At 49.8% G+C, this 13,945-nt stretch carries 14 protein-coding genes, 1 tRNA gene and 1 riboswitch; of the genes, 8 read left to right on the top strand and 7 right to left on the bottom strand.

Annotated elements, in window-relative coordinates:
• Window positions 1-15: 15 nt before the first annotated feature.
• The 5 genes from ACKXGA_RS13370 to ACKXGA_RS13350 all read right to left on the bottom strand — a co-directional run bounded on the left by ACKXGA_RS13370 (window position 16) and on the right by ACKXGA_RS13350 (window position 5,075).
• Window positions 16-1,038 carry a tetratricopeptide repeat protein gene (locus tag ACKXGA_RS13370; protein WP_423729684.1) on the bottom strand — a complete coding sequence of 341 codons (1,023 nt, stop codon included), beginning with the start codon at window positions 1,036-1,038 and terminating at the stop codon, window positions 16-18.
• Window positions 1,028-1,795, bottom strand: coding sequence for a DUF4234 domain-containing protein (locus ACKXGA_RS13365; protein ID WP_423729683.1), 768 nt, complete (start codon window positions 1,793-1,795; stop codon window positions 1,028-1,030). Before ACKXGA_RS13365 ends, ACKXGA_RS13370 begins: the two co-directional genes overlap by 11 nt.
• An 85-nt stretch (window positions 1,796-1,880) precedes the next feature.
• On the bottom strand, window positions 1,881-3,131 hold the full coding sequence (locus tag ACKXGA_RS13360) for a DUF975 family protein (protein ID WP_423729682.1): 1,251 nt from the start codon (window positions 3,129-3,131) through the stop codon (window positions 1,881-1,883).
• Between the two features lie 22 nt (window positions 3,132-3,153).
• Window positions 3,154-3,729 carry an FHA domain-containing protein gene (locus tag ACKXGA_RS13355; RefSeq protein ID WP_015565647.1) on the bottom strand — a complete coding sequence of 192 codons (576 nt, stop codon included), beginning with the start codon at window positions 3,727-3,729 and terminating at the stop codon, window positions 3,154-3,156.
• Window positions 3,730-3,938: 209 nt separating this feature from the next.
• Window positions 3,939-5,075 (bottom strand): tyrosine-type recombinase/integrase, encoded by a 1,137-nt coding sequence (locus ACKXGA_RS13350; protein ID WP_423729681.1) that lies wholly within the window; start codon window positions 5,073-5,075, stop codon window positions 3,939-3,941.
• Window positions 5,076-5,434: 359 nt separating this feature from the next.
• Between ACKXGA_RS13350 and ACKXGA_RS13345 the strand changes: the two genes are divergently transcribed.
• The 8 genes from ACKXGA_RS13345 (at window position 5,435) to ACKXGA_RS13310 (ending at window position 12,716) form a co-directional block, all read left to right on the top strand.
• Window positions 5,435-5,746 (top strand): helix-turn-helix domain-containing protein, encoded by a 312-nt coding sequence (locus tag ACKXGA_RS13345; RefSeq protein ID WP_117529631.1) that lies wholly within the window; start codon window positions 5,435-5,437, stop codon window positions 5,744-5,746.
• 12 nt (window positions 5,747-5,758) lie between these two features.
• Window positions 5,759-5,850: riboswitch (cyclic di-GMP riboswitch) on the top strand.
• A gap of 207 nt (window positions 5,851-6,057) precedes the next feature.
• Window positions 6,058-7,383: a BTAD domain-containing putative transcriptional regulator gene (locus ACKXGA_RS13340; RefSeq protein ID WP_207698580.1), complete on the top strand. Its 1,326-nt coding sequence runs from the start codon at window positions 6,058-6,060 to the stop codon at window positions 7,381-7,383.
• Between the two features lie 519 nt (window positions 7,384-7,902).
• On the top strand, window positions 7,903-8,391 hold the full coding sequence (locus ACKXGA_RS13335) for a sigma-70 family RNA polymerase sigma factor (protein WP_117529633.1): 489 nt from the start codon (window positions 7,903-7,905) through the stop codon (window positions 8,389-8,391).
• Between the two features lie 446 nt (window positions 8,392-8,837).
• Window positions 8,838-9,065 (top strand): hypothetical protein, encoded by a 228-nt coding sequence (locus ACKXGA_RS13330; RefSeq protein ID WP_015565651.1) that lies wholly within the window; start codon window positions 8,838-8,840, stop codon window positions 9,063-9,065.
• A 134-nt stretch (window positions 9,066-9,199) separates the two neighbouring features.
• Window positions 9,200-9,877 (top strand): type II toxin-antitoxin system PemK/MazF family toxin, encoded by a 678-nt coding sequence (locus ACKXGA_RS13325; protein ID WP_117529634.1) that lies wholly within the window; start codon window positions 9,200-9,202, stop codon window positions 9,875-9,877.
• Window positions 9,868-10,686, top strand: a complete 819-nt coding sequence (locus tag ACKXGA_RS13320) for a DUF6551 family protein (RefSeq protein WP_112145130.1) — start codon at window positions 9,868-9,870, stop codon at window positions 10,684-10,686. Before ACKXGA_RS13325 ends, ACKXGA_RS13320 begins: the two co-directional genes overlap by 10 nt.
• A gap of 107 nt (window positions 10,687-10,793) precedes the next feature.
• Window positions 10,794-10,979, top strand: coding sequence for a hypothetical protein (locus ACKXGA_RS13315; RefSeq protein WP_015565653.1), 186 nt, complete (start codon window positions 10,794-10,796; stop codon window positions 10,977-10,979).
• Between the two features lie 138 nt (window positions 10,980-11,117).
• Window positions 11,118-12,716: a recombinase family protein gene (locus ACKXGA_RS13310; RefSeq protein WP_423729680.1), complete on the top strand. Its 1,599-nt coding sequence runs from the start codon at window positions 11,118-11,120 to the stop codon at window positions 12,714-12,716.
• A 179-nt stretch (window positions 12,717-12,895) separates the two neighbouring features.
• Here the strand turns inward: ACKXGA_RS13310 and ACKXGA_RS13305 are convergent.
• A tRNA-Ala gene (locus ACKXGA_RS13305) sits at window positions 12,896-12,971 on the bottom strand.
• Between the two features lie 313 nt (window positions 12,972-13,284).
• The gene (plsY, locus tag ACKXGA_RS13300) at window positions 13,285-13,944 is read right to left on the bottom strand and encodes a glycerol-3-phosphate 1-O-acyltransferase PlsY (RefSeq protein WP_117476274.1); all 660 of its coding nucleotides are present in this window, start codon (window positions 13,942-13,944) and stop codon (window positions 13,285-13,287) included.
• Window position 13,945: the final 1 nt, after the last annotated feature.

The following is a 13,945-nucleotide window of genomic DNA, read 5'->3' as shown; positions in this document are numbered from 1 at the left end:
TCCTCCACACGACTTTTAAGACGGAAATTCGTCTTTCAGACTATCAAACTCCGATTGAATCTGCGACCAGTCAAAATCATCGCTTTCGCCGCTGTCCTGCGACGGGTCATAGGTAGGCGCCGTCACTGTCCCGGACGATTCGGTTCCCTGTCCGCTTCCCGCGCTGCCGAGGCCCTTTCGGAGAGCCTCCTGAGCCATCGAATTTGCGATGCCGGCCGCTTCGCCGGTGAGTCCGCTTTTTTCCACGACCTTGCTTGCTGCGCTGTCCGCTGCTTTCTCGGCCACCTTTTGGGTGACCGTCTTAGCGTTGTCTTTCGCATCAACCTTGACACTTACAGATGCCGATTGCCCCGATTCATCCTTCGGGAAATCATTAATCTGTACCGTCAGCGTGCAGGTTCCATCCGAGTTCGTTTTGATCTTGGTATCGATGGTGTTGAAATCGACGCCATTTGTTTCCGCATTCTGGAGCAGTTTCTCAATGCCGATTTCATCGTCTAGTGCCGCATAGTGTGCTCCCAGCAGGGCATAGGGGTCGGCATTCTGCGGGTCTGCCGCAATCCACGCCTCGCCCACGTCTTTTGCAAAGACCGAATTCAAGTCAGCCCAAAAGTGTTCCGAAAGCATCTGGAAGGGAACGTTTCCACCACCGCTTTCAAAGACCAGCTTTGCATCATCCAGAAATCCTGGAAGAAAGTCCGCCTCGTCATCAAACACTTCCTGCGCCTGTTCAAAGACCTTGTTTGCCTCGTCGGCTTTTCCCTGTGCTGCATAAGCGGCATACAGGCCCGCATAGGCTTCCTTGTTCGTCGGGTCGTGCTGGATGATATCGATATACTGCAAGATTGCGTTATCATAATCCAGCGAGGTCAAGTAGTTCGCTCCAAGATTCAAGACCTTGGCCAGCGAAAAGACCTCTGCCGTCTCCGAATCTGAATCGGTGGATAATGTTGCCATCGAGCTTCTCGGACTGCATCCTGCCAGTACTATTGCAGCCACTGCCACCAGTGCTGCAACGATGATTTTTTTACTCTTCATTGTCTGCTCCTAAAGCCGGACTCCTATCATCTTCGTCCGCCGCTTCTATCAGCTGAAACTTATTTGCACCATCTGCCAGTGCGACAATACTTTTCCCGGACACATAAGTCGGCACATTATAAGGAATACGCACCCCATTGACAAATACCCCGTTCCGGGAATGGTCGGTAATATTAAACCCAAGATCCTTTCCATTATATTGAACCGTACAGTGAATCCGGCTGATCTTTTCGCCTCTTACGATAAGCGACACCTCCGCTGGGTTCCGACCCAGTTCCACCGATCGTCCGGGTATCAGCTCAAAGCTTCTGCCCGCCAAACTTCCGGTCAACCCAGACAGTCTCCCCCGCATACAGGGCGGGGGAGGTTTCGTGTTGGGGTTGTCGTGCACTTCCGTGCGCTTTTGCCTGCTCCGCTCATATGCCTCAGCCAGTCGGTTCGTATCCTGAATTGCTCGATACATTGCGACGAGATATCCAAGAACCGGAACCAAGATCATCCATACAAAGAAGGTTTCGCTGTCCTGCCGGACCTCCACATCGTATTCTGCTGCATTGTCGCGAATGCGGTCCACGATCTCCGCAATCCACACATATTTGTACACGCCGAACGTCAGGACACTGAACAGCATCATTTTTTCGACGCCCACCGTATGTTTTCCATCCTTTTCGCACAGAATGTTGACATCCTTCGCCCACAAGTCCATGAAATAAAAATGGTAGACCGAAAACGTCACGAAAGACAGCAGCACATACAACAGTAAGCTCCGATCCTGCTTTACCTCATCTGTTCCGCGATCCTGATTCGTTCTTTTTCTGCATCTCTCAGGCATACTGCATCACTCAGCTCAGCCTGATGATATTGTTGTTATCGCCCAATGCAAGCTCCGTTCCCCGGGCCAGCAGCACCGGAGAATTCGCAGGGAGGCGGCTTCCGTTTACGTAGGTGCCGTTGCTGGAAAAATCGGTAACACGATATTTCTGAACCTGACTGTTGAACATGACCTCACAGTGGCGGCGGCTGATCTTCTGCGCACCCTGAGAAAACACGATCTTCGCATAGGCAGGGTCTCTGCCCAGAATGACCGGCTGGTTCGGCTCCAGCGGATAGCTCGAGCCCGCATACATACCGGCGATCCCCTCCAGAGCTGCTCCCGCAGCTCTGGAAGCAGCCGGGATATGAGAAGTCGGCTTCTTTCCACCGGTGCCGCCAATCCCCATCAGTTTTTTCGGATCTACAGCAATCGTCATTCCGTTGCCGTCAGTGGACGGTTTGATGTCATCCACCATGACCGGGCGGCCCTTCATTTCTTCATAAACAAAAGCAGTTGCTATCATCTTGTACGGTGCAACATACAGGACAGAAAGAATACCGCCGGTAAGCAGACTCAGAATATTCCAGCCGAGATAGCTGAGGTCAAAGACAAACAGGTCGAATTTATGACCTTCCGTCATTACCTTGCAGCGCTCCATGACCTGTTCTGCATTCAGCTGCGGATGATCTGCCTGCACCAGAGCCATAGGCCAGAACTGATATGAACGGTAGGCCGCAACAACGAGAGCTGCAATCATGCCGATCATCACCAGCAGCATTGCCGCCAGATAACTCCGAGAAGCCGCCGCAACAACAGCCGCCAGCAGCAGCGTAGCAAACTGGATCAGAACCGGGATCCACATGATCGTCAGCATCCGCACTCCTGTAACAAGGGCAAATTGCATAAAGAAATCAAATGCATCAAAGATGCAGGTGACTTTTGGTCGGATTCCATTCTTCCGCAGAGAAAGATAGTACCGGTATCGTGCCACTTCAAACGGCCCGGTAACTGCTCCACCGGCGATAGCACCGACGAGCGTTGCAATCGGAGTAATCAGCACATAGGCAATGATGATTCCCGCCAGACCAAACAGCTTGAACGGTGCCGACACAACCGCCGACACGACCCCAATGCCGCCTGCGATCATCGCACCCAGCAGGACACTTGTGATTGCCGCAATCACCCGATACAGAATCTCCATGCCGACCATTCCGGACAGATTTCCGTTTTCATTCAAAACACGTTTTGCCTTTTCTTTATTTCCAGCCCGATTTATCACAACGATTCCCCCTTATTTCGTTTTACCAGTGGAATTTTTCGCTGCACAAGGGAACAAACATCAGTTTCGTGTCGCCGATGCTGAGCTGGTCCATGGCCTTCAGCTCAATTGGGTTGAGCACAAGCTTATCGTTCACATAGAACAGCTCTTTAGAGCTGCCCGGCTGCGCAAGATACACATTACTGCGCGGATCATACACAACAATCGCATGAGAGCTGCGGGAAACCGTGTTGTCGCCAAGGATGCAGACATCCATCTCCGAAGAACGACCCACAAAATTGCGGCCCTGATGCAGACGATAGTCAGTTCCCTTATTCACACCTTCCGTGCAGACGAGCCAACCAACAACTGGTGCCGACTTTTCTGTAGCACCGTCCAACATATCTGCAGTTACAGGGAGCGTGCGGTCATCGTCATCGGGGATTGCAGTGCTCAGAGGTTCAGTCGCTACGCTGGGACCCGGCTGAGACACCGGGACGTCCAAAGGAACCGTCGTCTGATCCGGCCCAACGTTCACACCTTCCATGCCGCAGAAGGGGCAGCTGCTGAACCGGGAAGCATCGTAGTGGTGGCCGTTGGGGCATTTCATCAAATTCATAATAAAGTCCTCCTCAAGTAAAAAGTTTGTTATATTCTCAGCAGACGAATTTCTGCCGTAGAATCAAAAGTTCCCTTTACACCCGAATCTATACGGTGTACAACAATGCACAGGTGAGTTGTTGGGATTATTTTCTGTCGCAGAGTAGCCCACTCTGCGATAATGGCGAAAAAACGACGGTAATTCGTTTGGCAATTCGGATTGACGGCTTATTTGACGGAAATAAAATCTGCCAGCTGTTCCATCGTTTCCCGCTTCAGCTCCAACGAAGGATGAACATATCGATTCATTGTGATGGTAACAGATGAGTGTCCTAAAATCTCACTCAGAGTTTTGATGTCGATTTTTGCTTCCACACAGCGTGTGGCAAAAGTGTGCCTTAAAACATGAAAATTCCTTTTTTCCAATCCACAGGCATCCAAAATCTTGTGAAATCTTCGCTGAATGCACCGCGGTTCGATAAACTTCGAAGGAGAACCGCTCAAAAAGAATCCGGTGTGACTCAGGGAATAGCGCTCCAGAAAACCGAACAGCAAATTTGAGATTGGGATATTCCGATTAGCGGAGCTGCTTTTGGGAGATGCAATCTCGATATGTGTTTTTTTGCTCCCAGGTACCCGATTCTGGATACGTTGCATCGTCTGACAGATATAGATATTCCTTTCCGAAATCGAGATTTTTTCCCACGTCAACGCACACAGCTCCCCGATACGTATTCCTGTCAGTAGACAAAGAAGAATCCCCAGATTCAGAGCATCGGGATGTTCCTCCAGATATTGCTGCAAAATCATCTGCTCTGGGAGGCTTAAAATGGGCAACGACTTTTGCGTCTGTTTGACCCTGATATCAAGAACCTTCGAATCTACCGATATACCGATTGTTCCTGCATAATTCAGAATGCGACGCAGAACAGAGAGCACATCCGAGATTGTCTTGGGAGAAAGACCGGTTTTATCCTTTTTTCCGTGCAGTTCAAGGTGTTTGCAAAGCTTCCTTACCATTTCTTTTGTGATCTTCTCGATTTTTACTGTCTGGAATGATGGCATGAGATAGCATTCGATTAGCGTCCGATAACGAATGTAGGTAGATTCCTTGAAGTTAATGGAAAAGGCGTCAAGCCACTCCATGGAAACAAGTTCAAATGTACTGTTTCTGGTTCTTTCCTCGCTTCCGGATGGTTTACCTTGGAGCTGGAGCGTGTGCTGTAGATCACATCGCACTTCGCGGTAGGAGGAAGCATACAGATAACCATATTTGGGCTTTCCCAGCGCATTTCGCGACTTTATGTAGCGTGCTTCCCAGCGGCCATCCTTCCTTTTATAAATGTTCAATCCTTTTCTTGACACAAAAACCTTCCTTTCGCTGACGGCTTATTTGACGGAGTATACAATCGGATTGTATCGGATTTGTTGAAATTGTCGAGTAAGTACGACATTATTTTCTTTTTTTCAGAATTTCAGATTGCTTTCTCTTGACCATCCGTGTAATCGGCGGTAGAATTCAATTGAATCATCCTGTCGCAGAGTGGGCTACTCTGCGACAGGAAACATAAACCATGAATGTAAAAATTCATGGTTTTTATTTTTTCCATTTTCTTTTAGTCTATCACAGGTAGTTGATTATATCAATTAAAAATAATAGATTTAATCATTCGGTTTCAGCTATGCTCTCGACTACAATAGAGTTGAGAAGGATGGTGGTGGCCATGTACGAAGAACAGTTTTCTAAGAGGCTTACTGAGCTGCGCACACAGAAGGGTGTGTCTGCAAGAGACATGAGCCTCTCAATCGGGCAGAATCCCGGCTATATTCGTGCAATCGAAAGTGGTACTGCCTTTCCGACGATGGCAAATTTCTTTTACATCTGCGAATATTTCAACATTACTCCACAAGAATTTTTTAATTTCGGCGAGGAAACCTCCAATGGAATGAATGCACTTGTTGACCAGCTAAAACAGTTCGATGCCGAGCAGATCAATGCACTTACGGCTTTTATAAAAACAATCGTAAAAAAGTAAATTATCAAAGAACCTAATACTTGGTAAACCTACCGAAAGATAGGGCAACAAAGCCAAATGAGTCTAAAATCTCATATACGAGGTCATGGCAGCTGGTTGCTTTTTGAATGGGATAATTTTATCCCTCTACCATGTTAGAACCGTCTGTGAAGATTTCAACTCACAGGCGGTTTTTGTTATTTAAAAGCAAAATGATGGGGCATTCTTCAGCTTATGCGGTGGAGAGATAGCTTTACATAGCAGCATCCGGGATTCACCGTATTAAGCGGAAGAATGCCCGGATGCTGCTTTTTATTCAGGAGGTGTCTGTTATGCGGCAATCTGATTCGGTGAGCGAAGAACTTGACACGGAGAACGTTCAGTGTGCGCTTGATTTTGAGAACACAATGAATGAGCTGGAGACACAGTTATACTATCGCCATCTGCCGCCGAAGGAAGTTGCTCTGCGGGTCATGGAAGCGGCCTGTAAATTCTATGATGCCGACTGGTGCGGTCTAATTCAGGTTGATCTGGATTTGGGGCTGTGGAAGCCGCTCTGGTGGCACAATGAATGCCAAGAAGATAAAACCACTATCCTTACAAATGAGTTTGAATCGTCTGAATTTCTCGACCGCTGGGTAAAGGCAGTGCGCAGAGGAACCCCGATGGTCGTTTCTGATGCAGAAGATGTCAAGGACACCTACCCGGACGAATACCGGTTGTATGAGCGCTTAGGTATTAAGTCCGTCCTTGCGATTCCACTGGAACCACGGCAAATCGCCCTGATTGCCGTGCGCAACCCTCAGCGGTACACCCATCAGACCAGTATGCTTAAACTTCTGGCCTATGTGTTACTGGCGGCATACAACGATAAGCGAATGGCTGACAGTCTGAGCATGGCATTCTCGCCAGAAAATATCAAGAGCAGCCATGATGTCTTCATCAGCTTGTTCGGAGAATTGAAAATCCACACTTCCCACGGTGTCCTGCCGGAGTCTGACCTGAAATCTCCTAAAATCAGCCGTCTGCTGACCTTTATGCTGCTTTCCAATAAGAAAGCCCTTTCATCGTTGGAAATCGTACAGGAAATCTGGCCAGAAGAACTGGAGGATAAGGACGAACCCGGAAAAAAGGTCAAACAGCTCGTTTACCGGCTGCGGCAAGCATTCAGCATTATCTCGGATGAGCAGCTGATTCTCTCCACGCCGTCTGGCTACCAATTCAACCCCGACCTCCATATCACGACCGATTTTCAGCGGTTCGATGAGTTGTGCATTGCAGCCGCAAAAGCCACTTCTGCTATAAATAAGGTGAGATTGCTCGAAAAAGCGGCATCATTGTATCAGGGCAAACTTCTTTCTGCTGCCAATGGCGAACATTGGCTGGTTCACTACGCAAACCGATACCACCTCGCATTTATGAGTACAGTTAATGAACTGCTGAAGCAATTGATGGACTTCCACGCATACGATCTGCTTCATCGGGATGCTGCACTGGCCCTGACCATCGCGCCGGAAAACACAAAAGCCTACTATTGGCTTATTCGCTCGTACCAGAAGCAGCACATGGACGAGATGGCAGCGGGCGAGCTTGCGGCTGCAAAGCAGAAACTGCCCGAAGATGAGTATCAGAAACTGCTCATTTCGCTCGAACGATAAAACAACGTAGTTTCGCTATATGACTTTCATGTGACCTTCATGCGACTTCTGCGTGACCCGATTTTTTCAAAAATCGCCCCATGTGACTTTCATAAGACCGTCATGTGACTTCTGTAAGACCCTCGTGTGCTATGATAGCAAGGCAAAGCCTTGTTGTCTGGCTGCGAGGGCTTTATTTTTTGTCCTTTTTTAGCCGGATAAACCGCTTTTGACCTGTAACGAAGAAAAATATATCGAAAGCCTGAGATGCATTAAAGGCTGAGGATACTCATATTGCTTTCCATCTACGGATGGAAAACAGTGTCTGTACCCTTTTCTTTAATGCGTCTCTTTTTTTGCGCCCAAAGAAAAGCCAGTGCCCTGTCCAGCAGTGAGGTGTCCTCATCCTCCGCATCCAGCGGAAAGGACACTTCATGTTTCTTTTTGCCCTCTTTTCGTGGCTGGAACTGGCCGCAAAGTATCCCTAGAATCTCCAAATTTTCAATTTTTTACGAATTATCGAAAATTTGGAGGTCAACAATGGAATTTAATAACGGCAACGAACGTCGAAAACTGAACAAAAAGTGGGAACGGCTGCGTGTGCAGTACCAACAGGCGGGAATGAGTGAAGATGCAATCCAAGCCATGTATGATTTTGATTTGGGCGTTCTCAATAGTGAGCGTTCCTACGTTGCAAACACACTGGCAATCGTTGACGATGGTGATGACAACACGGGAAGGAAATCTTCTGACTTTAAGCAGTATGAAAAGGCAATTACTGTAACCGATACTTACCACGAGACCCGGACTCGGTTTGCATGGGTAGGCGAAATCAAAGACAAGCGTTTGCAAGAAGGGTTAGAAAAACTCTCCGATGAAGAACTTCGGCTTATCACGCTGTATTTCCGCGACGAATATAGTACCGTAGAATTATCTAAAGTTTATGGCATTGCACAGCAAAATATTAGCAAGCGAATCTTGAAAATTACTAAATTTTTGAAGAAGTTTGGATTTTTAGGTGTAGATTGAGGCTTCTCGATGGCTCGTAAGTGAGGGGACAATTTCCCAGACGGCTCTCGCCGCTGGTGATATGTCCACACTCACGGACCTTGAAAGCTGAATAGTTCAATCATCTGGTACTTCAAGATAATGATACTTCTGTTCAACGCAGCCCGGTCAGCGTTAGGCGGGGTGGCTGAGATGCCAATGGAGCGGTACAAGCCCGCCGCCAGATGATTCCCCACTCTCAGGGAGCCGAGGGCGAATATGAGAGAACTTTATTCATATTTTCATCGCACTGCCAAATCGGCAGAGCAGTGATCTGCAATCCCAACACGATTCCCCAACGAATAACACGTTGGTTTGCAATAAAGCAGGAGCGGTCGGATGCCGTTTTCGGTCTCCGACAACTCCTGTTACTTTTACTTATCCATATCTATCCGCAAAACAACTACCCGACATAGGAGGACATCTCTATGGTTGAATTGAATCCTACCGTGCGGGAGCAGGAGATCTACGAGGAAATGGAGCTGACCCCGGAAATGGTCAAATCCATCCGAACCCTCTGCGCGACCTGCCTCCGGCACTTCGTGGAAGCTAAGGCTTTCAAAATTGCGCTCGTGCCCAGCCCTGACAAGAGCATGGACACCTGCACGGTCTGCCAGACCAACCGTGGGCATGACTATGTTGTTATGCACCGGTAAGTCCGGCACTGCACTTTGTCACCGGGGAGGTGATAACACACCCCATTAAAATGAATGCCACCATAAATTGAACGAAGCCCGCTGCCAAGAAAAAGCAGCGGGCTTTGTACATAACAAAACATGGAGGTAAACATTTGCAGCAAAACTGGAAGTTCCGGCGCGGAGACATTTACTACGTCCAATTCGGAAACACAAGTACCGGCTCGGAACAGCACGGCGACCGCCCTGCGGTCATCATTCAGAATGATGTGGGCAATACCTATGCACCGACCCTCATCGTTGTCCCTCTGACAAGCAATACGGAAAAGAAAGTAACTCAGCCGACACACTGCTTGTTGGAAAACGAAGGGCTGTCTATGTCCTCTATGGCTCTGGCAGAACAGATCTTCACCATCGACAAAAGCCGCATTTTGAAATACTTAGGGCATCTCGCCCCGGAAGATATGCAGCGGCTCGATTATGCCTTGAAGAACAGTCTTGCCTTGAACCCACTGGGCAGCATTCGGAAGCTCAAGCCCATCATCCGCTCCACGGCAGCGTATGCGCCGCCGGAAGTAGTGGATGGAAAGCCACCCATCTATCCCTACACACCCATCAAATCGTCCTTTGAGGACGCAGGGAGCGTGGAGGAAATGATGCTGTACACCGAGCTGCAATCCGCTGTTCATGCCATGATACAGCGGCTCGAATACAGCTTTACCTTTAATCCCAGCCTGCTCACCATCCCGAAGCGTAAGCAGCAGGTCAGTGAGATTTTAGCAGAAGCCGAAAAATACATCTGGAGAATCCGGGAGGAAATGCAATGCGACTGAGCAACACCAACAACTTTTCCGCATCTTTCAATGTGGCCACTCCTTATCAGATGGTGGTCATTCACAGCAGCAAGCTAATCTACCCGCGCGAGCTTTATCAGCGGGGCATCCAGCGTAAGCGCGTTGAGCTGATTGCAAGAGACTTCAATGAATATACGGCGAATGAGCCGAAGGTCAGCTTTCGCAATGGCCGGTATTATGTAACGGACGGTCAGCACACCATTGAAGCGCGTATCCTGCGCAACGGTGGCAAAGACCTCCCGATTCTCTGCAAGGTGTATACGGGTCTGACGATGCAGCAGGAAGCCCTGTTCTTCGCAGAGCAAAACGGTCACGCTGCACCGCTGACGGCGGGCATCAAGCTCCGTGCCAAGGTCGTGGGCGAGGATGCTCTTTCCATGGCATTCCTCGCAGCCACCAACCGGGTGGGTCTGGACTTCAACTATGACAGCTTGCAGTTGAGCGACTACCGCATCAGCTGCGTAGGCACTGCACTCAAGCTGTACAACCAGATGGGCGAGAAAATCTACTGCGAGGCTCTGCGGCTGATTGTGGACGCATGGGAGGGCAAACCCGATTCCTTCCGTGCCGCAGTCCTGAAGGGTGTGATGTACTTCGTGGAAGTGTATCACGGTGAGTTCAACGAGGAACGGCTGATCCGTGCCCTGCGCAGCGTCCATCCCATGGAAATCTACCGCACCGGGATGGACAACCCGGCAAAGCTGCCCGGATGGAAGAAATACGTTTTCCCCATCTATGCGGCGTACAACGGCAAATCCCGTAAGGATGCCCTGCCGATGAAGTTCTGACATTTACAGGAATCTCTCCTTAAAGACAATGGGCATCCGCACAACGCAGATGCCCATTGTTACATATTAAGACAACAGCATTTATTCATAATAGGAGTTACAATCTTATGATCGATAAATTTTCACAGGTCGCAGAGAACCTTCCTGCGGCTGACCGTGATGCCGACCGGCAATATCATGTAATCAACGGTTATCCTGTCGTTTTTAGCTTTTCCAAGGAACCCAACCCGGAAGCGTTTGAGCGCATTCGGAACATCCTGCTTGCCACCAGCTATACGAAGAAGGTAGGTTGACATCATGGACGAATGCAGAATCAAACGCTATACTGAGTGCGGTAACGGGCGATATTACAAACCGAGCCATTGCCGGACGTTCTTTGACAACGAAATAAAGCCTATCCCCACTTTTATGATGAAAGTGAGGAATTTACAATGACAAGAAATAACAATCGCGTGTGCTGCTTGTACCGCGTTTCCACCGATAAGCAGGTGGATTTCAACTCCAACCATGAAGCAGACCTGCCCATGCAGCGAAAGGCTTGCCATAAATTCGCTGAATCGAAGGGCTGGGTCATCGTCCATGAAGAACAGGAAGAAGGCGTGTCCGGCCACAAAGTCCGGGCCGCCGCCCGCGACAAGCTCCAGATCATCAAGGACTATGCCCGAAAGGGCAAGTTCGATATCCTGCTGGTATTCATGTTCGACCGTATCGGTCGTATCGCAGATGAAACGCCCTTTGTTGTGGAATGGTTTGTACGGAACGGCATCCGGGTATGGAGTACCCAAGAGGGTGAGCAGCGTTTCGACAACCACACTGACAAACTGCTGAACTACATCCGATTCTGGCAGGCGGACGGAGAAAGCGAAAAGACTTCCGTCCGTACCCGCACCAGTCTGCGCCAGCTTGTAGAAGAAGGTCACTTCAAGGGCGGAAATGCGCCTTATGGCTATGACCTTGTACGGAGTGGGCGTATCAACAAGCGCAAGCATGAACTGTACGAACTGCACATCAACGAACAGGAAGCTGCCGTAGTGCGGATTGTCTTTGACAAGTATGTGTATGAGGGCTACGGCCCGCAGCACATTGCTACCTATCTGAACAATTCTGGCTATCGCGCAAGGTCTGGAAAGTGCTGGCACCCATCCAGTATTCGGGGGATGGTACAAAACCTGACCTACACCGGCGTTCTCCGTTGTGGGGATGCACGGTCAGAATTGATGCCGGATTTGCAGATTGTCCCGCAGGAACAGTTTGAAAACGCACAGCGCATTCGGAATGAACGCTCTGTGCGCTCAACTGCGGAAGCCGAAAATCGCCTTCCTTTGAACATCCATGGGAAGTCGCTGCTTGCCGGCAACGCTTACTGCGGACACTGCGGTGCAAAACTGGAACTGACCAGCAGCCGTAAATGGCGAAAAATGGCAGATGGTTCGTTAGACGATACGCTGCGTATTCGCTATACCTGTTACGGAAAGCTCCGCAAGCAGACCAACTGCACCGGGCAGACGGGATATACCGTCCACATTCTGGATGAGATCATTGATAAAGCTGTCCGCCAGATTTTCTCCAAGATGAGGGGTATCCCCAAAGAGCAGATCGTTACAAAACGCTATGAAAAAGAGAATGCGGAACGCAAGAATCATCTGCAAGACCTTCAGACACAGCGGAACAAGGCAGAAAAAGACCTGTTGGCACTGAAAACCGAGGTTTTAGCTTGCATCAAAGGTGAAAGCGTGTTACCGAGAGAAACCCTTGCCGAAATGATTACAGCGCAGGAAGAGAAACTCACGGAGCTGGAAAACCTTTGCGAAGCGGCCAGTGAAGAACTGGAGAAAACGGCTGAGCTGATGGATAAAGTGTCGCGGCTGTATGATGAACTGATTTCTTATGCTGACCTGTACGACAGTGCAAATTTTGAAGCGAAGAAGATGATCGTCAACCAGCTCATCCGCAGGGTAGACGTATATCGCGGATACCAGATCAACATCTCGTTCAACTTCGACCTTACTCCGTACATCGAGGGGGAGTGATACGTCCGCCTGCAAAACAGTCGGGCATCGAACAAGTATTTTCAAAAACAACGAAACAGCAAGAATTGGGGGTTGCCGTCCATGCGCCTGCAAAATCAGACTTTTGACTGATTTTTTCCGTAGCCTCCAAGAAATCAAAAAGAAAAGCACCATACTTCAAACGAAGTACAGTGCTTTTTTGGTGGAGAATACCGGGATCGAACCGGTGACCTCTTGCATGCCATGCAAGCGCTCTCCCAGCTGAGCTAATCCCCCATAAAATCCAAGAAGCGAACCTCTTGGATGGAGTTTTTTGTTGGGAATTGATTGTCGCAGGACCATCTGACTGGGGGTGTGTTTTGATACCAACCGGGCTCCCAGCTGAGCTAATCCCCCACATATTCGGTTCGTGTCCTGCGACGTGAATTATTATACCAGCTGCACCGCCCTTTGTCAACCTTTTTTGCAAAGTTTTTTCATTAAACTGGACCGTGCAGGCACATCGACCGGGCATAGCCCCCTCCACGCAAAACAGCGCATCCCGCAGGCAGGCTCTGCCCGAAGGATGCGCTGTTGTTTTTTGTTCAGGTTACTGCTTGTGCTTGGAACCAAAGCGGTACTCTTTGCCCTCACGGATGCGCTGGATATTGGCCCGGTGCATCCAGATGACCATGCCGCCCATGATGGCAGCTCCCACCACGCAGACGATGAGGTCGCCAACGGCAAAGCCCTTGAGCAGGCCGTAGATGAGGGTCAGCACCGGATAGGATGCCGCCATTGCAATGCTGCCCAGCGACACCATGCCGGTGGGCACAAGGCAGAGCAGAAAAACAACGGTCAGCACCGGCAGGAGGATGGGCTGGATCGCCAGGATGGCCCCTCCCGCCACCAGCACGCCCTTGCCGCCCTTGAAGCCGAAATAGATGGGCTTGGTGTGGCCCACCACGGCCAGAATGGCAGTCAGATACACGCCCAGATAGGGCGAAACGGCGGCATCTGCGGGCAGGAACCCGAAGAGCCAGCGGCCGATGCAGACAGCGGCAACGCCTTTCAGCACATCGCCTGCGGCGGTGAGCGCCGCTGCCTTTTTGCCAAAGGTGCGCAGCATGTTGGTCATACCGGCCGCACCGCTGCCGTGATTGCGGACATCATCGTGGTACAGGTACTTGCTGACCAGGATGCCGGTGTCCACGCTGCCCAGCAGGTAAGCCTGCGCAGCGGCAGCCAGAACGATGAAGAAGGTCATCATC

It is taken from the genome of Faecalibacterium hominis (ex Afrizal et al. 2022) (genome assembly GCF_049545105.1).
Lineage (GTDB): Bacteria > Bacillota > Clostridia > Oscillospirales > Ruminococcaceae > Faecalibacterium > Faecalibacterium duncaniae.
Note: the sequence above shows the minus strand (reverse complement) of the source record. Positions and strands in the feature narration are given on the sequence as shown.